This window comes from Pseudomonas sp. VMV1 (assembly GCF_056790235.1).
The window spans coordinates 162757-182830 of the sequence record NZ_JBXGSE010000004.1 but is presented as its reverse complement, the minus strand read 5'-3'; the positions used below and the strand labels follow the sequence as shown (position 1 = coordinate 182830).

16 protein-coding genes are annotated in these 20074 nt (G+C 66.4%); 8 read left to right on the top strand and 8 right to left on the bottom strand.

The features are described 5' to 3' along the window. Positions 1-8 precede the first annotated feature (8 nt). The 7 genes from ACUCV0_RS15160 to pilG all read right to left on the bottom strand — a co-directional run bounded on the left by ACUCV0_RS15160 (position 9) and on the right by pilG (position 12604). Complete coding sequence (locus tag ACUCV0_RS15160; RefSeq protein ID WP_059313559.1) at positions 9-1028, bottom strand: chemotaxis protein CheB; 1020 nt, start codon at positions 1026-1028, stop codon at positions 9-11. Next, on the bottom strand, positions 1021-8091 hold the full coding sequence (locus tag ACUCV0_RS15155; protein WP_482213038.1) for an Hpt domain-containing protein: 7071 nt from the start codon (positions 8089-8091) through the stop codon (positions 1021-1023). The genes ACUCV0_RS15160 and ACUCV0_RS15155 overlap by 8 nt, the downstream gene beginning before the upstream one ends. Positions 8092-8102: 11 nt before the next feature. After that, positions 8103-8972 (bottom strand): CheR family methyltransferase, encoded by an 870-nt coding sequence (locus tag ACUCV0_RS15150; protein ID WP_059313557.1) that lies wholly within the window; start codon positions 8970-8972, stop codon positions 8103-8105. A 40-nt stretch (positions 8973-9012) separates the two neighbouring features. After that, entirely contained in the window at positions 9013-11043 is a 2031-nt protein-coding gene (locus ACUCV0_RS15145) for a methyl-accepting chemotaxis protein (protein WP_059313556.1), read from the bottom strand. Positions 11044-11204: 161 nt separating this feature from the next. Beyond that, complete coding sequence (locus ACUCV0_RS15140) at positions 11205-11741, bottom strand: chemotaxis protein CheW (RefSeq protein ID WP_059313555.1); 537 nt, start codon at positions 11739-11741, stop codon at positions 11205-11207. Between the two features lie 49 nt (positions 11742-11790). Next, entirely contained in the window at positions 11791-12156 is a 366-nt protein-coding gene (pilH, locus tag ACUCV0_RS15135; RefSeq protein WP_007161680.1) for a twitching motility response regulator PilH, read from the bottom strand. A gap of 40 nt (positions 12157-12196) precedes the next feature. Then, positions 12197-12604: a twitching motility response regulator PilG gene (gene pilG / locus ACUCV0_RS15130; RefSeq protein ID WP_007161679.1), complete on the bottom strand. Its 408-nt coding sequence runs from the start codon at positions 12602-12604 to the stop codon at positions 12197-12199. A 220-nt stretch (positions 12605-12824) separates the two neighbouring features. Here pilG and gshB point away from each other — a divergent pair, with 220 nt between their 5' ends. The 7 genes from gshB (at position 12825) to ACUCV0_RS15095 (ending at position 18631) form a co-directional block, all read left to right on the top strand. Continuing rightward, the gene (gene gshB, locus ACUCV0_RS15125) at positions 12825-13775 is read left to right on the top strand and encodes a glutathione synthase (RefSeq protein WP_482213037.1); all 951 of its coding nucleotides are present in this window, start codon (positions 12825-12827) and stop codon (positions 13773-13775) included. 103 nt (positions 13776-13878) lie between these two features. Beyond that, positions 13879-14757: an energy transducer TonB gene (locus tag ACUCV0_RS15120; RefSeq protein ID WP_059313553.1), complete on the top strand. Its 879-nt coding sequence runs from the start codon at positions 13879-13881 to the stop codon at positions 14755-14757. Between the two features lie 55 nt (positions 14758-14812). Then, positions 14813-15382: a YqgE/AlgH family protein gene (locus ACUCV0_RS15115; protein WP_323149085.1), complete on the top strand. Its 570-nt coding sequence runs from the start codon at positions 14813-14815 to the stop codon at positions 15380-15382. Further along, positions 15379-15831, top strand: coding sequence for a Holliday junction resolvase RuvX (gene ruvX, locus ACUCV0_RS15110; RefSeq protein ID WP_482213036.1), 453 nt, complete (start codon positions 15379-15381; stop codon positions 15829-15831). Before ACUCV0_RS15115 ends, ruvX begins: the two co-directional genes overlap by 4 nt. Before the next feature lie 2 nt (positions 15832-15833). Then, complete coding sequence (gene pyrR, locus ACUCV0_RS15105; protein ID WP_323149083.1) at positions 15834-16343, top strand: bifunctional pyr operon transcriptional regulator/uracil phosphoribosyltransferase PyrR; 510 nt, start codon at positions 15834-15836, stop codon at positions 16341-16343. A gap of 15 nt (positions 16344-16358) precedes the next feature. Continuing rightward, positions 16359-17357 carry an aspartate carbamoyltransferase catalytic subunit gene (locus ACUCV0_RS15100; RefSeq protein WP_059313550.1) on the top strand — a complete coding sequence of 333 codons (999 nt, stop codon included), beginning with the start codon at positions 16359-16361 and terminating at the stop codon, positions 17355-17357. Further along, complete coding sequence (locus ACUCV0_RS15095; RefSeq protein ID WP_482213035.1) at positions 17354-18631, top strand: dihydroorotase; 1278 nt, start codon at positions 17354-17356, stop codon at positions 18629-18631. The genes ACUCV0_RS15100 and ACUCV0_RS15095 overlap by 4 nt, the downstream gene beginning before the upstream one ends. A gap of 49 nt (positions 18632-18680) precedes the next feature. Here ACUCV0_RS15095 and ACUCV0_RS15090 read toward each other — a convergent pair whose 3' ends face one another. After that, on the bottom strand, positions 18681-19085 hold the full coding sequence (locus tag ACUCV0_RS15090) for an NINE protein (protein ID WP_059313548.1): 405 nt from the start codon (positions 19083-19085) through the stop codon (positions 18681-18683). A 434-nt stretch (positions 19086-19519) separates the two neighbouring features. On the opposite strand from ACUCV0_RS15090, the gene ACUCV0_RS15085 reads away from it, so the two are divergent. After that, positions 19520-20074, top strand: a complete 555-nt coding sequence (locus ACUCV0_RS15085) for a C40 family peptidase (RefSeq protein WP_059313547.1) — start codon at positions 19520-19522, stop codon at positions 20072-20074.

The window sequence follows — 20074 nt, the reverse complement described above, 5'->3', positions numbered from 1 at the left end:
GAATTCCTTTAGCTTCGCTGCTCGGCCAGGCGAGCCACCAGGGCTTCGGCCAGGCCACGGGGATCGGCGGTAAAGGTCGCAAGACCCGATTCGCGCAGGCTTTCCGGCATGCTCGGGGCGATGCAGGTGCTCGCCGATTGCGTCCAGAGGGTGCCACCGCGACGCCGTACATAGGGCGCGGACGCGGTACCGTCGTTACCCATGCCGCTGAAGACGATGACGCCGCAGCGCGTACCGAAGTGTTGCGCCAGGTTGAGCATCATCTGGCTGATCGACGGCGTATAGGGCTCGGGCCAGGCACGCTCGACGATGTCCAGGGCGCTGTTGGCGCGGAAGGTGAGCTCCTGCTGGGTCGGCACCACCACCACCTCGCCGCAGCGCACCGGCTCCCCCGGACGCACGTTCTGGATGTGCCACTGACTGTGGCGGCCCACCGCGCGCAGCAGGTTGGCGGCAAAGCCGTCGCCGATGTGCTGGGCATAGAGGAAGCCAACCGGCAGACCGCCGGGCAGGGCATCGAGAAAGGCCTTCACCGCCGCCGGACCACCCAGGGACGCCGCCAGCAACCAGACCTCAGGTGCGGGATCGCCCGCCGGCAGCGGCAAGTTGGCCAGGGGCTCGGGCAGGGCCAGGCGCGGGGGTCGCGGCTGATCCTGCAGCAGCGTCTCCAACGCCGGGCCGACCGCGGCCACCGGATCGCCGATCAGACGCTTGAGCTTGCCGATCAGGCGCTTTTCCCATTGGGCGAAGGGATCGGTGAAGCGCTCGGGCGCCTGGCCTTCGCCGAACAGGATGGGCACCTCGGCGCCATCCAGCAGCGCGTCCACCAGTGACGACTCCTCCGTCTGGCTGAGGTCGATCAGCCACAGATCGGTCGCGACCGTGGCCCAGGTCGCTTCGTCGAAGCGCTCCGGATCGCTGTTGAGGACGACGTGATAACCATTGTCGGCCAGCACCTGCTGCAGCACATGGCGCTGCAGCGGACTGTCAGCCAGGATGGCGACGCGGGCATTGTGTGTTTCAGTCATGATCCCCGACCAACCGATGGATATGGGCCAGGAGTTCGCTTTCCTGATAGGGCTTGCCCAGGTATTCGTTCACGCCCAGGCTCAGGGCCCGGTCGCGGTGCTTTTCCCCGGTACGGGAGGTGATCATCACGATGGGCAGATCCTTGAGGTTCGCGTCGTGGCGGACCAGGGTCGCCACCTCGAAGCCGTCCATGCGAGGCATCTCGATGTCCAGCAGGAGGATGTCCGGCTGGCGCTCCTGTAGCTGGGCGATGGCGTCCACCCCGTCCTTGGCGGTGAAGACCTCCATGCCATGGCGTTCCAGCAGGCGGCTGGTGACCTTGCGCACGGTGATCGAATCGTCCACCACCATGACCAGGGGCGGCCGGGCGTTCTCCGGCAGGATCGCCGGGGTCGGACTCGGGCGCGGCAGGTCTTCACCGGACAGGCGCCGACTACGGATCATGGCCAGCAGGTCGAGAATCACTACCACGCGGCCGTCACCCAGCAGGGTGGCGCCGGACAGGCCGGGTACCCCGGCGAACTGCGGCCCGAGGCTCTTCACCACGATTTCGCGCGAGCCGGCCACCGCATCCACCTGCACGGCCACGGCGTATTCCGCGGCACGCACCAGCACCACCGGTAGCGGCAGGCTCTGGCCGCTCAGCTTGGGCTGCTGGCCATTGCCGAGCAGATGGCCGAGATAGCGCAGGTCATAATGCTGGCCGCCGTATTCGAAGGTCCCTGCCCCCGGGCGGTAATAGCGCTCGAGGTCGGCCGCGGTCACCCGCACGATGCCCTCGATGGTGTTGAGTGGCACGGCGTAGAGGTCGTCGCCGGCGTGCACCATGAGCGCCCGGTTCACCGACACGGTGAATGGCAGGCGAATGGTGAAGCGCGTTCCCGCCCCCGGCACGCTATGGATGTCCATGCTGCCGCCGAGCTGCTTCACCTCCTGGTGCACCACGTCCATGCCCACGCCGCGCCCGGAAATCTGGGTCACGGTCGGCGCCGTGGAGAAACCGGATTCGAGGATGAACTGCAGCACTTCCGTCTCGGAGAGTTCCGCGTCTTCCGTCATCAGGCCGCGTTCGATGGCCTTGCGACGAACCGCATCCAGGTCGATGCCACGACCGTCGTCCGCCAGGGTCAGGATGATGTCGCCGCCTTCGCGACGCAGATCCAGACTGATGACGCCCTCGGCCGGCTTGCCGGCGCGCTGGCGCCCGGCGGCGTCCTCGACGCCATGGTCGATGGCGTTGCGCAGCATGTGCTCCAGCGGCGGAATGATCCGCTCCAGCACCGTGCGGTCCAGCTCGCCTTCGGCGTTGTCGACCCTGAGTTCGACCGGCTTGTCCAGCTCGCCGCTGACCTGGCGGACCACCCGGTGCAGGCGCGGCACCATGCGCTCGAAGGGCACCATGCGCGTCTGCATGAGGCTTTCCTGCAGCTCGGTGTTGACCCGCGCCTGCTGCAGCAGCAGGGTTTCGGCGTCTCTGTTGCGCTGGCCCAGGGTGTTCTTCAGGTCCAGCAGGTCGGAAGCCGACTCGAACAGCGCCCGGGACAGCTGCTGCAGCTGGGAATAGCGGTCCAGCTCCAGGGGATCGAAATCTTCGTAGCCGGCGCGATCCACGTCCTCATGGTGACGGCTGATGATCTGTGCCTGGGTCTCGGTATCCAGCCGGCGCAGCTGATCGCGCACCCGCTCGATGGTGGCTTCCATCTCACCCAGGGTGGTGCCGATGTCATTGACCTGCTGCTCGACGCGGCCGCGGAAGATCGAGGTCTCGCCGGCCAGGTTGACCAGCTGTTCCAGCAACGCGGCCGGCACCCGCACCAGCTCCTGGGAGGAACGCCGCTGCGCCGCCTGCTGGCGGACCTGCTGCAGGCGCTGGACGAAAGGCAGCGGGGCAACGGCTGCCGCAGGCGCCGCGTCCGCCACCATGACTGGCGCCACCGCCGCGTTTTCCGCCGGCAGTTCTACCTCGCCCTCGGCACCGGTGCTGGCGGATTCCGCACGGGTGGCGCTGTCCGTCTCCAGCGGGAGGTCCTCAAGCCCCTGGATGTCCTGTTCGGTCTGGACGGCCGCTTCCTGTGTCTCTGGCGCGGTTGGTTGAGCCGGCGCGGGCAGCGACAACTGGGCCACCGCGACTTGCAGCTCGTCGACCCCCTGGGTCGCCAGGTCATGGACGCGCTCGCGATCGCCCTCACCCAGTCCTACCGCCAGCGACCTCAATTCGGCCAGCTGCTGCTCCAGGGCGTGGGCTTGCTCACCCAGCCCATGGAGACCGGCCAGGCGCGCGCCGCCCTTGAGGGTGTGCAGGCAGCGCAGCAATTCGTCTACCGCCGCCTCGGGTGCGGCCGGCCAGCGGGCCAGCGCTTCATCCATGCTGGCCAACAGGTCCTGGGCTTCCTCGATGAAGATCTCGAGGATTTCCGCGTCGGTATCTTCATCGAAGATCGGCGCGGGCGTCACCAGAGCGGTCGGGGTTTCACCTGCCGCCTGCGACTCTCCGCGGTAGTCACGCAGGGCCTCGACAAGGTCCTCGGCTGCCGCCGGGGACTGCCCCTGGGCCAGGGTTTCGAGTTGCTGGTGCAGTCGGTCGTGGCAGCGGTGCAGCAGACCGCCCAGCTCGGCACCTGGCTTGATTCGCCCTCGCGCCAATCCCTCATAGAAGGCTTCCAGGCCATGGGCGAGATCGCCGATGGCATCCACCTCAGCCAGGCGAGCCCCACCCTTCAAGGTGTGCAGGTCGCGCAACAGGGATTCCAGTTCCAGGCTGTTGCGCGGCTCGGATTCCCAGGTACGTAACGAGGTCGCCATGCTGTCGAGCAGGTCGCGACTTTCTTCGATATAGATGGCCAGCAACTCGGCGTCCGGACCTTCGTCCATGCCTGGCGCGACGGCCTCGGGCATCGACACCGCGGCCTGGGACTCGTCGTCTGGCGTGGCATCCGCTGCCGGCTCGCCCAATTCGGCGGCGAGATCAGGCTCGCCCAGAAGGCGCTCCGACTCGGTTTCGGTCGTTTCTGCCAGGTCATCGAGATGCCCCATGCGGATGCGCTGGAGGCGTTCGACTTGATCGGCATGCTCACTGATCGGCTCACCCGCCGCCAGCTCTTCCAGTTGCGCGGCCAGGCAGCCATGGGCGTCACGCAGAGGCGCGGCCAGTTCGGCACCGCCAGCGAGACGACCGTCGAGCAGGCCTTCGTAGATGGCGTCCAGTTCCGTGGCCAGGCACGCGACGGGCACGACCCCGGCAAGATGGGCGCCGCCCTTGAGGGTATGCAGATCGCGCTGCAGGGTGCCGAGGTGGAAGCTCTGCTGAGGCTCGACCAGCCAGCGCTCCAACGCCCGATCGGCGCTGTCCAGCAGGTCCTGGGCCTCTTCGAGGAAGATCAGCTGCATTTCCGGATCGACCGCATCGACGGGCGCTGACTCGTCTGCCCCGCTTGCGAGCTCCGGCTGGGCTTCGCTGGAGCCGTCCGCTGCAGGTGGCAGCGCCTCCTGAGGCTCGTTCAGTGTCTCGGGATCGGCTTCGGCTTCGGCTTCGACTGGCAGATCGACGTCAAGCGCAAGGTCGGGGGCCACTGGAGTGGCCACTTCCGGATCGAAAAGGGCTTCGGGCTCCGGCTCGGCCAACAGGGTGCTCGCCGCCATGGGTAGTCCGGCCAGGATGCCCGCCAGCAGCGCACGCAGGCCCTGGATACGCTCTTCAGCCGGGGTCGCGCGCATACCGCCGGCCAGCTGGTTGAGCATGCTGATCAGGGCTTCCTGCGCCTCTTCGGCCTCACGGAAGAAGGCCTCGTCGGCCGGCAAGGAACCGCTCGCCACCGCTGCATAGACCACCTGCAGCGCCTCGGCCAGTTGCTCCACATCGATCAGCCCGACCCGGGCCGCGCCATCGGCGAAGGTGTTCAGGCGCTCGGCCAGCAGATCCGGGCAGGCCGCCCGCTCGCCCTGGGTGCGCCAAGCGCCCAGACTTTCGTCGGCCTCCAGCAGCAGCTCCATCGCCGGCATCAGGAAATCGGCCAGGCGCAGCACGTCGCGCTGCTCCGGCAAGGGTGCTTCCGGAACCGGTAACTGGGGATTCAATTGCTCCAGCAGCGTCTCGCATTGCTCGATCAGCGCCGCCGAACCGGCCAGCGGTGCGGCCAGTGACGCTTCGTCGAGCTCGGCGAGTCGCTGTTCCAGCAATTCCGCACCCTGGGCGAGCAAGGCGCATTCCGGCTCGGCGAAGGGGACATGGACGAGCTTGTATTCCTTGGCCAGGCTTTCCAGCGCCGAGGCCAACTCGGCCAGCGGCGAACTGCCCGCCATATGGGCACTGCCCTTGAGGGTATGCAGGGCGCGCAGGAGATTGTCGGAAACCGGCTGGGGATGGCCCGCGTCGGCCTGCTCCAGGAAACGCCGCACCGTCTCCAGATGGGCCTGGGCCTCGGTGCGAAAGATGTCCAGCAACTGGGTATCGGCTTCGCCACCCGCGCCGGAGGAAGGGGCCTGATCGACGACCTCCATCGGCGGCAGCTCCGCTTCGACCAAGGTCTCGACAGGGGCCGGCATACGTTCGGGCAGGGCTTCGTTGCGTGCAAAGGCGTGGGCGGCGTGGGCCAGCCAGTCGACGTCGTCACGCTGCCGCTGCCGATCTTCGGCGTATTCCTCGACCAGCTCCGGCAGCAGCGCACAGGTCTGCTCGACCACCGCCTGCAAGGCGGGACCGTGATCGACGCTATGATCCAACCGGCGATTGAGCAGATTCTCCAGTGCCCAGGCCAGTTCGCCGATGACCAGCGCCTGGACCATGCGGCCGCTGCCCTTGAGCGTATGGAAATTGCGCCGCAATTCGCTCAGCGCGGTGCGCTGCTCGGGATCGGCCAGCCAGGTCGGCAACCAGCGCTCGAGCTCCGCCTGGACCTCGCCGGCCTCCTCGATAAAGACCTCGCGCAGTTCTTCCTCGACCGGTTCGGCATCGTCCGCAGGGGGCAACAGCGCCTTCGGCACCTGCGCCGCGGGCGGATTGATGGGGTCGACCGGTGCGGCCAGCACCTCGGCGATCGCCTCCGCATCGGTGGTCACGGGCGTCCGGCTGTCCAGCTCGCTAGCCGCCAGCCGCTCTTCGGGTTCTTCGTCGGCAGCCTCCAGCGCGGCGGGTAAGGCGTCATCGCTGGCATCTGCCGTCGTCTCGGCGTCAGCCTGGAGATCGAAGGTCGGGGACTCGTCCTCGACGGTGGGTTCGGTCCCGTACAGGGCACTTTCCCCTGCGTCGTCGGGCTCCTCGACCGGCAAGGCCGTGAGCTCCAGCGACTCCTCAGGCACCGGCTCCTCGTCCATGGACTCAAAGGGCGGCTCGACCGCGCTGGGCGCCAAGGGCACCTCCACCGCGTCGCCTTCGCTAGCCGCCTTGGGCGGATAGCCGAGGGCGATGAGGCTCTCGTCGGCGATGTCGAGAATCATGTCGTGGGGCGTGGACGGATCTTCCGCCAGGCGCTCCAGGTAGTACTCGACGCTGGTGATGGCGTCGGCCAAGGTATCCAGACTCTGCCAGTCGGGTACGGCCTGCTTGCCCAGCAGCTGCTGGCCGATGTAGTCGTTGGCCGCCTGCACCTGGGCGGCGGCCCGCTCCAGCGGAATCATCGCCAGGCCACCACGGACCTGGGTCAGCAGCAGGGGTACCGGCTCCAGGTGGTCATGGTTCCACTGGGAGGCGATGAATTCGATGATGGCATCCTTGGACTGCTCCAGGCCATTGCGCGCCTCGCGCACCACCACCCGGTGCAACTGGTCGATATCGGTGGTCGGCAGCCGGCTTTCCTCGGCATCGCCCACCTCGTTGCCGCTGACCATACCGGCCAGGGTCGCCTCGACGTAGAGCAGCGCGCCAGCGATGTCCATCAGGGCGGCGTCACTGGCCTCACGCGCGCCATCGGCCAGTTCGGCGACGGCTTCGTGCTGTTCCAGCACCACCTTGCGCGGCTGACCGAAGCCCAGCACCGCCAGGGTATCGGCGATCTGCTTGAGCGGCGCCAGCTGGCTGCGCAGGCTGGCGGCCTGCTGGCGATCACTGCGCACGAACAGATCCAGGCTGTCCTTGATCTGCACCAGTTCTTCACAGAGCGCGGTCACCACCGAACGCATGGCCTCGCGATCCGGGCCAACGATGCGCGAACGTTCGACGCCCACCAACTCGGCGTCCGGCAGCGCTTCGTCGAGGCGATAGCGGGCCTTGAGCGCGGCGATGCGCGGACTCTGCACCGGCGCCTTGGCCAGATAGAACAGCAGGTTCTTCAGCAGATCGGCCGGCGCTGGCTGGTTGAGGGTCGCCACGCCATCGCTGATGAGCCGCTTCAGCTCCCGATCGAGTTGTCGCAACAGCCCGCGGATCGAACTGCTGTTGTCCAGCTCGCCGGCCTGCATCAATTCGGTCAGCCCGGCCGCCACCGGCCAGAGGGCGCCAAAGGGTGAGCCGGCGCAGAGCTGATCCAGGTGCTCGAAAACGCGCAGCAAGTAATCCAGGTGCAACTGGACGTCACGGTCGCGGAACAGGCCGACCTGGGCCCCCTGCAGGGCCTGGCGCAGCTTGCGCAGGCGCGGCAGCCAGTCCGGCGAGGCGCGGTCGGCCAGCTCGTCGTCGCTCAGCGACAGCGGCGTGGCCGACAGATCCGGCGAGAACAGGCTGGTTTCCGACAGCAGCTTTTCGCCACGGGCCGAACGCAGGTCGTTGAGCAACGGCAGGATGGCCAGCGGCAGATCGCGACGGGCCTCCAGGACCCGATCCAGATAGGGCGGGACCTGCAGGATGGCCTGCATCAGCACTTCCAGTGCCTCGTCCGAACTGCCTACCCGCTCTTCGTGGAGCGCCTGCAGGAGCAGCTCCATCTCTTCGGCAAGCAGCGCGGCACCGTAGAACTCCACCATCTGCAAGGTGCCATAGACCTGGTGCACATAGGTCCGGCAAAACCCCAGGCGGCTACGGTCGTGTGGGTTGTCGACGAACGCCTCGAGCGCCTTGCGGGCCTGCTGCAAGGTTTCGGCGATCTCTCCCTTGACCCACTCGAGGGCTACGTAGTCGTGTCGATCGATCATTTCGGCTCCTGTCATACCGGGCGTTCCACCTGGCGGGTAAACGCCAGGACTTCGGGATGATCGACGGGTATCAGTTGCGGATGGCTCCAATTGCTCACCTCACCGACACCCAGGACCAACAAACCACCCGGTGCAAGCCGCTGGACCAGCTGGTTGAGCAGATCTCGACGCAGCCAGCGGCGGAAATAAATCAGCAAGTTCTGACAAAAAATGACATTGAGTCCCTGCAAGGGGGCCTGGCCCAGTTCCAGCACATTGAGCCGGGCGAAGCACAGCCGCTCCGCCAAGCGGGAGCAGATCTCGAAGCTGCCGTCCTCGCGGGCGTGAAAATAGCGCTCGCGCAGGGCGGCCGGCACCCCGGCCAGCCGCTGCAAACTATAGGTGCCCTGCCGCGCCTGGCGCAGGGCCTCGCTGCTGATATCCGTACCGGTCAGCGCGAACGTCAGGGGCTGCTCCTGCCGGGACAAGACCTCGGCGGTGCTGATGGCCATCGAAAACGCTTCCTCTCCACTGGCGCAACCCAGACTCCACAGGGTCAGGCTCCTGCCCTCCCCGGTCCGGGCGAACTCATTCACATAGGCTTCCAGCAGGGCGAAGGACGGTGGATGACGAAAGAAGCGGGTCGCCTGGATGGTCAGCCGATCCAGCAGTCGGACCCATTCGATCCGGCCACTGACCCCTGCGCAGACGGTACGGTAGTAGCCGTCGTAGTCGGCGATCTCCAGCTCGCGCATGCGTGCAGCCAGCTGGATCTGCAGAAAACCGCGCTGGCGTTCGTCCAGCACCATTCCGGCGCGCGTTTCGAGCAACTGGCGCCAGCGTTCGAAGTCCGCATCCGGCAGCTCGGGAGCACGGCGCAACGCCCAACTCGACTCCCTCACGCCATCTCCCCCTCGCCACACCGCGATATGGCCGTTGTACTCAGCTCAACGGCTGTTCGTTCGGCAGATTGAAGCCCGATACCGAACGCCGCATCTCGCTGGCCAGCTTGGCGAGTTCGCCGATGCTGCGCGCGGTGGCGGTAGTACCGGTCGAGGTCTGCGAGGTGATCTCCTGAATCACGTTCATGGTGCTGGAGATATGGCTGGCGGACGACGACTGCTGGCGAGCGGCGTTGGAGATGTTCTGGATCAGGCCGGCCAGGCTCTGGGAGACCTTTTCGATCTCTTCCAGGGCCACCCCGGCGTCCTGGGCCAGGGCGGCGCCGCGGACCACTTCCGAGGTGGTCTGCTCCATGGAGATGACCGCCTCGTTGGTATCGGTCTGGATCGCCTTGACCAGCGCCTCGATCTGCTTGGTGGCGCCGGACGAGCGTTCGGCGAGGCGCTGGACCTCGTCGGCGACCACGGCGAAACCACGGCCGGCGTCACCGGCCATGGAAGCCTGGATGGCGGCGTTCAGTGCCAGGATGTTGGTCTGGTCGGCGATGTCGTTGATCAGGCCGACGATGTCGCCGATCTCCTGGGAGGATTCACCCAGGCGCTTGATCCGCTTGGCGGTGTCCTGGATCTGCTCGCGGATGTTGTCCATGCCGATGATGGTGTTGTGCACCACCTGGTTGCCCTTGTTGGCGATGGCCACGGAGCGCTCCGCCACCGCGGTGGATTCCGAGGCGTTGGTGGATACCTGGTCGATGGACACGGCCATTTCGTTGATGGCCGCGGAAGCCCCGGCGATTTCCTGGGCCTGGTGTTCCGAGGCCTCGGCCAGCACGGTGGCGGTGTCCTGGGATTCCTGGGCGGCGGCGGCCACCTGCACGGCGGTCTGGTTGATGGTTTCCACCAGTTCGCGCAGCTGGTCGATGGAGTAGTTGATGGAGTCGGCGATGGCGCCGGTGAAATCCTCGGTCACCGTGGCCTGCACGGTCAGGTCACCATCGGCCAGGTCGGCGATCTCGTCCAGCAGACGCAGAATGGCGGTCTGGTTGCGTTGGTTCTTCTCGTCGGTCTCGGCCAGCCGGCGGCGGGTGTCGCGGACCAGGATGTAGCCGATGCAGAGGATGGCGCCGAGGGCGATGAACACCAGCAGATAGCTGCCCACGGTGTTGATCTTGCGACTTTGGGCCAGCGCGGCGTAACCGGCGCCGAGCTCCGAAGCGGAACCGAGCAGCGCCTGAGAACCACTGTAGATCTGGCCCACGGCGGAGCGGACCTGCAACAGTTCGGGCGAGGTGGCGAGGATCTCGTCGACGTTGCCGGCGACGAATTCGAACAGCTTGTTGGCTTCGTTCAACCGGCCGACCGCTTCGGGATCGGTGATCTTGGCGATGCCCATGGAAGCGTTACCCTCGCGCATGGCCTTGAGCACCCGTCCATAGAGGCTGGCGTCGCGACCAAAGCTGTCGGCGGCCTGTACCGCGGCCTCGTCACCCGTGAGGATCTTGTTGATGGCACTGAGGATCCGCTCGGCGAGCAGCGCCTGACGCTGGGCCACCACCACCTGACTGGCGGGCGCGCCGCGCTCGATCAGGATATCGACGATCTCCTCGTTCTCGACCTGCAGCTGGGGAATGGTATCGGCCAGGGCGCCGGACAGCTGGTGCAGAGACAGCACGGTCTGTTCGCTGCCGAGCATGCTGTCGACCTGCTTGCGCTGGATGTCCCACTGCGCCTGCAAGGTGTCCAGCCGCGGACCGAGGATCGCGGGCGAGGGCGGCAAACCGGTCTGCGGATCACCACTGCGCAGGATGTTCAGGCGGCGCTCGAACTCGGCACGCGCCTGGCGCAGGTCCTTGAAGGCCCCGGCCTTGCCGGTGGCGGCCTCACTGGCGCTCTTGGCCAGCTGCTGCGAGAGGATGCGCAGCTCGGTGGCCTGGCCCTGGTACTGGTTGTCGTAGTTGGTCTGGGTGCCCAGGTACGCGAAGTTGGCGAACAGCAGCACGATCGCGACGATCAGCACCACGAACATGCCCGCGACCCACGCGTTGAGCTTCCCGGTATTGAGTTTGTTCATCAGCGGCCCCCGCCTGGACCTTGGTTCCTTTAGTTCTATCCTTGTCGGTCGACGCATCGCTTCGCTTGAAGTCGGTGTTCGTCGCCCTACCCCCAACCGTCGGCGACAGCTCCTGCCATCCCGACCCAGACCCGGTACGTCGCGCCGCTGCGCCTAGTGGCTCAGGCCGCGACGTCCTTGAATTCGGGATGCTCGACCAAGGCGCGCGGGCTGCAGACCAGCCACGGCACGTCGCGTTGGAAGACGCCTTCCAGAAAGAAGTGCAGACCCGCTGGCACGCTGTCGGCGTGCTCGCGATAGGCCTCGATGTCGAAATGCTGCATGCCCAGGACTTCGTCAACCGCCAATCCGACGAAGAGGTCACCATGGTCGACGATCAGGATGCGCCGCTGTTTGCGCAGCGCCTGGACCTTCACGCCGAGAAATTGCCCCAGGTCGGCAATCGGCAACAGCCGACCGCGCACATTGGCCACGCCCTTGAGCCATGGCTTGACGCCGGGTAGTGCGGTGAAGCGTGGCTCGGGCAGGATCTCGCTGACCTCGCCCATGGGAATCACGAAGCGCAGTTCCCCAAGGCGAAAGCCGATGCCGCTCCAGCTCCGCTGGTTTTCCTGCTGCGCCGGTAGGCCCGCAGCCCGTTCGCGGCAGCGCAGATCGATCAGCCGCAAGAGTTCGTAGGGCGTGGTGGCGTCGCTCATAGGATTCCCTGCCGATTGGGGCGCTGCCGCGAGAAACGGACGTGAGGCCTCAGCCTTGCAGGACACCCGCCAGGGTGCGCAGCAGGGTGTCTTCGTCGATGGGCTTGGTGAGGTAGTCCTTGGCGCCTTGACGCTTGCCCCAGACCTTGTCGGTTTCCTGGTCCTTGGTGGTGACGATGACCACTGGAATGTGGCTGGTCTCGGCATCCTTGGTCAGCTGTCGGGTGGCCTGGAAGCCGTTGAGACCGGGCATGACGATATCCATCAGGACCGCATCCGGCTTCTCCTGGCGCGCCAGGGCGACGCCATCGGCGCCGTTCTCGGCCTTGAGCACCTGATGCCCATGCTTTTCCAGCATGGCGGTGAGCTTGTACATCTCGGTGGGAGAGTCGTCGACGATCAGAATTCGAGCCATGAAAATTTCCTACTAGATTGAATCGCCCGCCTCAGGACACTCAGGACGCTTGTTCGAGCGGAGTGAAGCTGGGGACGTGGGTCTTGATCGCACCGATCAGCTCTTCTTTGCTGAAAGGTTTGGTGAGGTACTGGTCAGAGCCGACGATGCGGCCCTTGGCCTTGTCGAAGAGCCCGTCACGGGAGGACAGCATGATGACGGGGGTCGCGCGGAACGCGCTGTTGTTCTTGATCAGTGCGCAGGTCTGATAGCCATCCAGTCGCGGCATCATGATGTCCACGAAAATAATGTGGGGATGACTATCGGCGATCTTGGCAAGCGCATCGAATCCATCGATGGCGGTGATGACCTCGCAGCCAACCTTCTTGAGCAGGGTCTCGGCGGTGCGACGAATCGTCTTCGAATCGTCGATCACCATGACCTTGAGCCCTTCCGAATACTGTTCCATGTTCAAGCTACCAGCTCATCGTCGATGAAACGTGAATGATGTCGATCCGGGCACTTTGGCGGCGCCTCTTTGTAGCACACAATACCGTGACGTACCACGCAGATCCCCTTGCGGCGGACCACCGGCCCGCCCGCCACGACGATCGCGCAAGCATTGGCACTGGAGGGGATCGAAGGGCTATTCTGACGCCTTGCCCACGTAAAACCGAGGTCTAGCGTCAATGAGTATCCGCCTGGGGATCGTCATGGATCCCATCGAACGCATCTCCTATAAAAAGGATAGCTCCATGGCCATGCTGTGGGCGGCCAAGGCCCGCGGCTGGACACTGCACTACTTCGAGATGCAGGACCTGTACCAGGTCGATGGCGAAGCCCGCGGCCGCGGTCGACAGCTGGACGTGTTCCAGGATCCGGAACGCTGGTTCGCCTTTGGCGAAGGCGTCGATCTGCCCCTGCGCGACCTGGACGTCATCCTGATGCGCAAGGATCCGCCCTTCGACAACGAATTTGTCTATGCCACCTACCTGCTGGAGCAGGCCGAGCGTAGCGGCACCCTGGTGGTCAACCGTCCCGCCAGCCTGCGCGACTGCAACGAGAAGTTCTTCGCCACCCTGTTTCCCGAACTGGCCCCGCCGACCCTGGTCAGCCGCCGCGCCGACATCATCCGCGAATTCGCGCGTACCCATGGTGACGTCATTCTCAAGCCGCTCGACGGCATGGGCGGCAGCTCGGTGTTCCGCCACCGGGAGGGCGATCCCAATCTCTCGGTGATCCTGGAGACCCTCACCGCCCACGGCACCCAGCAGATCATCGCCCAGCGCTACCTGCCGGGCATCAAGGACGGTGATAAGCGCATCCTGATGATCGACGGCGAACCGGTGGACTACTGCCTGGCGCGCATTCCGGCGCAGGGCGAAACCCGCGGCAACCTGGCTGCCGGCGGCCGCGGCGTCGCCCAGCCACTGTCGGCGCGGGATCGCGAGATCGCCACCACGGTAGGGCCGGAGCTGTGCAAGCGCGGCCTGCTCTTCGTCGGCCTGGACGTGATCGGCGAGCACCTCACCGAGATCAATGTCACCAGCCCGACCTGCATCCGCGAGATCGATGCGGCCTACGATACCCGTATCGCCGAACGCCTCATGGATGTCATCGCGCAGAAACGCGCGAGCTGAGGCGAACGTCCATGCCGCCCGCGGCGGCATGGACAACCGCGGACACAATCCGCAGACTGGCGCCAGCCCTGCCGCGCGTCCTCTGCCCTTGCCGACCCAGTCAATGCCCAGCACCGCCCCGTCCCCCGCTCCCCAGGTCCGTCCCGCCGACCGCCTGGGCTTCACGCTGCTCATCGCGACCCTGCTGCATGTCGTGCTGATCCTCGGCGTCGGCTTCTCGCTGCCCGAACCTACCCAGATCAGCCGCACCCTGGAGGTGACGCTGGCCAGCTTCAAGAGCGACGAGGCGCCCAAGCAAGCCGATTTTCTCGCCCAGGAAAACCAGCAGGGCAGTGGCACCCTGGACAAGGCAGCCGCGCCGAGTACCCCGGTGCAGGCGCCCTTCCATGACAGCGAGATCCGCCAGGCCGCACCGCCTGCCCGCCCGCCCGCGGCGGATCGAGCCCAGGCACCCAAGGCCGCGGTGACCACCCGCGCCTCTCGGCCGACCAAGGCCGAGCCCAGTCGCGAGACGCCCGAGCGGGAACAGCGTGACGCCCCCAGTCCCGAGGCCGACAGCCAGGCCGCCGAACTCGCCAGCCTGGAAGCCCAGCTCGCCGAGGAGCGCCAGCAATACGCCAAGCGCCCGAAAATCTGGCGGATCAACGCCGCCTCGACGCAAAAGGACAAGGGCGCCCGCTACAAGGAAGAATGGCGGCGCAAGATCGAGCGTATCGGCAACCTCAACTACCCCGAGCAGGCCAAGCGCGACCGGCTCTATGGCAGCCTGCGGCTGCTGGTGGCCATCAACAAGGACGGCTCGCTCTACGAGGTCCAGGTGCTGGAGTCCTCGGGGCGTCCGGTGCTGGACCAGGCCGCCTTGCGCATCGTCCGGCTGGCGGCGCCCTTTGCCCCCTTCAGTGGCGATCTGACCGACATCGACCGGCTGGAGATCATCCGTACCTGGCGCTTCGAGCGCGGCGACCGCCTGTCCAGCCAATAGCCCGACGCGCCGTTGTACTTGAAGCCGGACCGCGCAACCGGGAAACTTGCCGGTCATGAAGCCGACCTCCAGCACCACCCTACAGCACCAACTCCTGATCGCCATGCCGCAGATGGACGATCCCAATTTCGCCGAAACGGTGATCTACCTCGTCGACCACGGCCCCGATGGCGCCATGGGCCTGGTGATCAACCGCCCCAACGGCCTGCATCTGGACGACCTGCTCGAACAGCTGCGCCCCGACATACCGGCCACCCCGGACGACGCCAGCATCGCCCTCTATTCCGGCGGCCCTGTGCAGAACGACCGCGGATTCGTGCTGCACGATGCCGGCCCCACCTTCCAGAACACCCTGGAGCTCGAGGAACTGAGCCTGACCACGTCGCCAGACGTGCTGTTCGCCATTTCCGACGGCACCGGCCCGGCGCGCCACCTGATCACCCTGGGCTACAGCGGCTGGGGTCCCGGCCAGCTCGAAGAAGAGCTGGCGGCCAATCTCTGGCTCACCACCCCGGCCACCAGCGCCCTGCTGTTCGAGACGCCCAGCGACCAGCGTCTGGGCGCAGCGGCCGCCCTGCTGGGCGTCGACCTGCGCCTGCTCTCTCGCCAGGCGGGTCATGCATGAGCGCGCCCAGCGGTCTCTATCTGGGCTTCGACTACGGCACCCGGCAGATCGGCGTCGCCGTCGGCCAGGCCGTCACCGGCCAGGCCCGCGAACTGCTCACCCTGAAGGCACAGAACGGCGTGCCCGACTGGCAGCAGATCCAGCGCCTGCTGGACGAATGGCGCCCCACTGCGCTGGTGGTCGGCCTGCCGCTGAACATGGACGGCACGCCCAGCGAGATGAGCGAGCGCGCCGAACGTTTCGCCCGCCGCCTGCAGGGTCGCTACGGATTGCCCGTGCATACCCATGACGAACGCCTCACCACCTACGCCGCCAAGGGCGAGCGCCTGCAGGGCGGTCAGCGCGACGGCTATCGCGAACGCCCGGTGGACGCCCTTGCCGCCGCCCTCTTCCTGGAAGGCTGGCTGACCCAACAACTGGAACGGGCCGCGCGCCCGCAATCGGAGTAGCCATGCACCTGCCCTCTCCCGCCGAGCTTCTGCCACGGCTGGCCGCCGACCTGCGCCTGTCGCTGGATCGTCGTGGCATCACCGATCCCGGCTTCGTCGGCATCCACACCGGCGGCCTATGGGTCGCCGAGGCTCTGCTGGCCGAACTCGGCCTGGACACCCCGCTGGGCAGCCTGGACGTGTCCTTCTACCGGGACGACTTCACCCAGAAGGGCCTGCATCCCCAGGTGCGCCCTTCGGCCCTGCCCTTCGAGGTCGACGGTCGGCACCTGGTGCTGGTGGACGATGTCCTGATGAGCGGTCGCACCGTGCGCGCGGCGCTCAACGAACTCTTCGACTATGGCCGCCCGGCCAGTGTGACCCTGGTCTGCCTGCTGGACGTCAATGCCCGCGAATTGCCGATCCAGCCCGACGTGGTGGGCGCCACCCTGACGCTCGCCGCCACCCAGCGCGTCAAGCTGACCGGCCCCACGCCGCTCGCCCTCGAATACCGCGACGTCCCCGCCGCCTGACCTGGATTCGCTGCCATGACCGACGCTACGCGTTCGCTGCAACTCAACGCCCAGGGCCAATTGCGCCATTTCCTTTCGCTCGATGACCTGCCCGCCGAACTCCTCACCGAATTGCTCGATACCGCCGACTCCTTTCTGGAAGTCGGCGCCCGGGCGGTGAAGAAGGTGCCGCTGCTGCGCGGCAAGACGGTGTGCAACGTCTTCTTCGAGAACTCGACCCGCACCCGTACCACCTTCGAGCTGGCGGCCAAGCGGCTGTCGGCGGACGTCATCACCCTCAATGTCTCCACCTCCTCAACCAGCAAGGGTGAGACGCTGTTCGACACCCTGCGCAACCTGGAGGCCATGGCCGCCGACATGTTCGTGGTGCGCCATGCCGATTCCGGCGCGGCCCACTTCATCGCCGAACACGTCTGCCCCGATGTCGCCATCATCAACGGCGGCGACGGCCGCCATGCCCACCCCACCCAGGGCATGCTCGACATGCTGACCATCCGCCGGCACAAGGGCGACTTCGCCAACCTGTCGGTAGCCATCGTCGGCGACATCCTGCACTCGCGGGTGGCCCGCTCCGACATGCTGGCGCTGCGTACCCTGGGCTGCCGCGACATCCGCGTGGTCGCGCCGCGCACCCTGCTGCCGGTCGGCCTGGAAGACCTCTATGGCGTGCGCACCTGCACCGATCTGGCCGAGGGCCTGGAAGGGGTAGACGTGGTGATCATGCTGCGTCTGCAGCGCGAACGCATGCAGGGCGGCCTCTTGCCCAGCGAGGGCGAGTACTACCGGCTGTTCGGCCTGACCCGCCAGCGCCTGGCCCGTGCCAAACCCGACGCCATCGTCATGCACCCGGGGCCGATCAATCGCGGCGTGGAGATCGAATCGGCGGTCGCCGATGGCGAGCAGTCGGTCATCCTGAATCAGGTCACCTACGGCATCGCGGTCCGCATGGCGGTGCTGTCGATGACCATGAGCGGGCAGACGGCCCAGCGTCAGCTACAGGAGAATGCGCAGTGAGCCTGAGCATCCGCAACGCCCGGGTGATCGACCCGGCCTCTGGCCTCGACCAGATCAGCGACGTCCATGTCGACGAGGGCCGCATCCTGGCCATCGGCGAGGCGCCCCAGGGCTTCCAGGCCGCCGAGCAGCTGGACGCCAGCGACCTCATCCTGGCACCCGGCCTGGTCGACCTGGACGTCGCCCTGTGCGAGCCGGGCCTGACCCGCAAGGGCAACGTCGACAGCGAGACCCGCGCCGCCGCGGCCGGTGGCGTCACCAGCCTGTGCTGTCCGCCGACCACCCGCCCGGTGCTGGACACCACTGCGGTGGCCGAACTCATCCTCGACCGAGCGCGTACCGCCGATCATGCCCGGGTTCACCCCATCGGTGCCCTGACCAAGGGCCTGGGTGGCGAGCAGCTCTCCGAACTGATGGCGCTGCGCGATGCCGGCTGCGTCGCCTTCACCAACGGCCTGCAGCGCTTCGAAAACCTGCGGGTACAGCGGCGGGCCCTGGAATACGCCGCCACCTTCGATCTCACCGTGGTCTTTACTGCCCTGGACGCCGATCTGGCCGAGGGCGGCCTGGCCCACGAAGGCCCCACCGCCAGCTTCCTGGGTCTCACCGGAATTCCGGAGACGGCGGAAACCATCGCCCTGTCCCGCGACCTGCTGCTGGTGGAGCAGAGCGGCGTGCGCGCCCACTTCGGCCAGCTGACCAGCGCGCGCGCGGTGGAGATGATCGCCGCAGCCCAGGCACGTGGCCTGCCGGTGACCGCCGACGTGGCGCTCTACCAGCTGCTGCTCACCGATGAAGCCCTGCAGGGCTTTTCCAGCCTCTATCACGTCAAACCGCCGCTGCGGACCGCCCGTGACCGCGACGCCTTGCGTGCCGGGGTGCGTGACGGCGTGATCGGCGCCATTTCCAGCCATCATCAGCCACATGAGGCGGACGCCAAGCTGGCGCCCTTCGCCGCCACCGAACCAGGCATCAGCAGCGTCGAATTGCTCCTGCCATTGGCCCTGACCCTGGTGGCGGACGGCCTGCTGGATCTGCCGACCCTCCTGGCACGCCTGACCAGCGGCCCGGCCCAGGCCCTGCGCCTCGAGGCGGGTCGTCTGGCCAAGGGGCTGCCGGCGGACCTGGTGCTGTTCGCCCAGCAGCCGACCGCCCAGGCCGCTACGCCCTGGCTCTCCCGTGGCCGCAATTGCCCCTTCCAGGGCCTCACCCTGCCCGGCCGCATCGAACGCACCCTGGTAGGGGGGCGCGCGACCTACCAGCGCGGCGCCTGAATAGAAAAGGGGCTCCGCGGAGCCCCTTTTCTTTGCCTCTCAGCCGGTCTTAGCGCACCAGCCGTCGACGATTCTCTTCGGAAATCTGCGAATTGAGCGTCCAGAAGTCGTAGAGCACGCCAAGCAGGAAGAAACCGGCGGTAAAGAAATAGAGGATGGCAGTGATCCATTTGCCCATATAGAGGCGGTGCACGCCGAAGATGCCCAGGAAGGTCAGCAGGATCCAGCCCAGGCTGTAGTTCAGCGAACCGGACTGGAAGCGCAGGTCCGCCTCGCGATCCATGGCGGGGATCAGGAAGAGATCAATCAGCCAGCCGATGCCCAGCAGGCCCAGGGTGCAGAACCAGAGGGTGCCGGTGACCGGTTTGCCATAGTAGAAGCGATGCGCGCCGAGAAACCCGAAAATCCACAGCAGATAGCCCATGACCTTGCTATGGGTGTCCTGATACTGCATGTCTACGACCTCGCGACTGACGGAAAAGACCCACCTTACCTACACCCTTACCTTCACCATGACTTTATGTCGAAAACTGGATGAATGCCCAGGGAGTCTCACTGGTTGGCGCTTTAGGGACCTCACTTTCCTCTAAAAATTACATAATTTCTTGATGAGAGGTGCACAAAATATCCACAGGGTTGGTATAGAATCCCTCGCTTCGATCTTCAGACACCCCTACGACAATGCGTCTATTTCTTCTGACATGGCTCTCCGCCTGTCTTGTGCTGCCCGCGGCAGTACAAGCGAAAGAGAACTCTGCAGCGCGCACTGCCGCTCCGGTCCATAAGGTCGCAGCCCGGCATGTCACCGCCGCTTCAGCTCCTAAGACCGCCGCTCGGCATGTAGCCGCCACTCCGGCTCGCAAGGCCGCGACTCGGCACGTTGCCGCCGTGGACCATACCCAGGCGGCTTCCGCGGCCCGCGCCAAGCGCGCAGCCCGGGCCACCAGTGCTATGCACCGCAAACAGGCCACCGCTCAGGCCGCCACCCGCAACGTCGGCGCCCAGGTTGCGACCCGTGCGATGGACCTGGTCGGTACCCCCTATCGCTACGGCGGGACCAATCCGCAGAACGGCCTGGATTGCAGCGGCCTGGTGAACTACGTCTACCGTGACGTGCACAACGTCAAGCTGCCGCGTACCTCCCGTGAGCTGTCCCAGCTCAAGGGGCCCAAGGTCGCCCGTGGCGACCTCAAGGCTGGTGACCTGGTGTTCTTCAAGACCGGTCAGCGCAGCGGCATCGACCACGTCGCCATCTACCTGGGCAACGATCGCTTCGTCCATGCCCCGCGCAGCGGCGAAAGCGTGCGGGTCGATCACCTGAGCAAGCCCTACTGGACCAAAAGGTTCGCGTCGGCCAAGCGTGTGTTGCAGCAGCCCACCCTGGCGGCGGAAACCAGTCCCGTCGCGGACAAGCCGCGTACCAAGCGTACCCGCAAGTCCTGA

Excerpts from the sequence above, each read along its gene's own strand:
- ACUCV0_RS15155 (WP_482213038.1), bottom strand. The coding sequence starts at position 8,091 with ATGATCGATCGACACGACTACGTAGCCCTCGAGTGGGTCAAGGGAGAG.
- ruvX (WP_482213036.1), top strand. The coding sequence starts at position 15,379 with ATGAGCGCGCCCAGCGGTCTCTATCTGGGCTTCGACTACGGCACCCGG.
- pilH (WP_007161680.1), bottom strand. The coding sequence starts at position 12,156 with ATGGCTCGAATTCTGATCGTCGACGACTCTCCCACCGAGATGTACAAG.
- pilG (WP_007161679.1), bottom strand. The coding sequence starts at position 12,604 with ATGGAACAGTATTCGGAAGGGCTCAAGGTCATGGTGATCGACGATTCG.
- ACUCV0_RS15120 (WP_059313553.1), top strand. The coding sequence starts at position 13,879 with ATGCCCAGCACCGCCCCGTCCCCCGCTCCCCAGGTCCGTCCCGCCGAC.
- ACUCV0_RS15100 (WP_059313550.1), top strand. The coding sequence starts at position 16,359 with ATGACCGACGCTACGCGTTCGCTGCAACTCAACGCCCAGGGCCAATTG.
- ACUCV0_RS15090 (WP_059313548.1), bottom strand. The coding sequence starts at position 19,085 with ATGCAGTATCAGGACACCCATAGCAAGGTCATGGGCTATCTGCTGTGG.
- ACUCV0_RS15145 (WP_059313556.1), bottom strand. The coding sequence starts at position 11,043 with ATGAACAAACTCAATACCGGGAAGCTCAACGCGTGGGTCGCGGGCATG.
- ACUCV0_RS15160 (WP_059313559.1), bottom strand. The coding sequence starts at position 1,028 with ATGACTGAAACACACAATGCCCGCGTCGCCATCCTGGCTGACAGTCCG.
- ACUCV0_RS15140 (WP_059313555.1), bottom strand. The coding sequence starts at position 11,741 with ATGAGCGACGCCACCACGCCCTACGAACTCTTGCGGCTGATCGATCTG.
- ACUCV0_RS15115 (WP_323149085.1), top strand. The coding sequence starts at position 14,813 with ATGAAGCCGACCTCCAGCACCACCCTACAGCACCAACTCCTGATCGCC.
- pyrR (WP_323149083.1), top strand. The coding sequence starts at position 15,834 with ATGCACCTGCCCTCTCCCGCCGAGCTTCTGCCACGGCTGGCCGCCGAC.
- gshB (WP_482213037.1), top strand. The coding sequence starts at position 12,825 with ATGAGTATCCGCCTGGGGATCGTCATGGATCCCATCGAACGCATCTCC.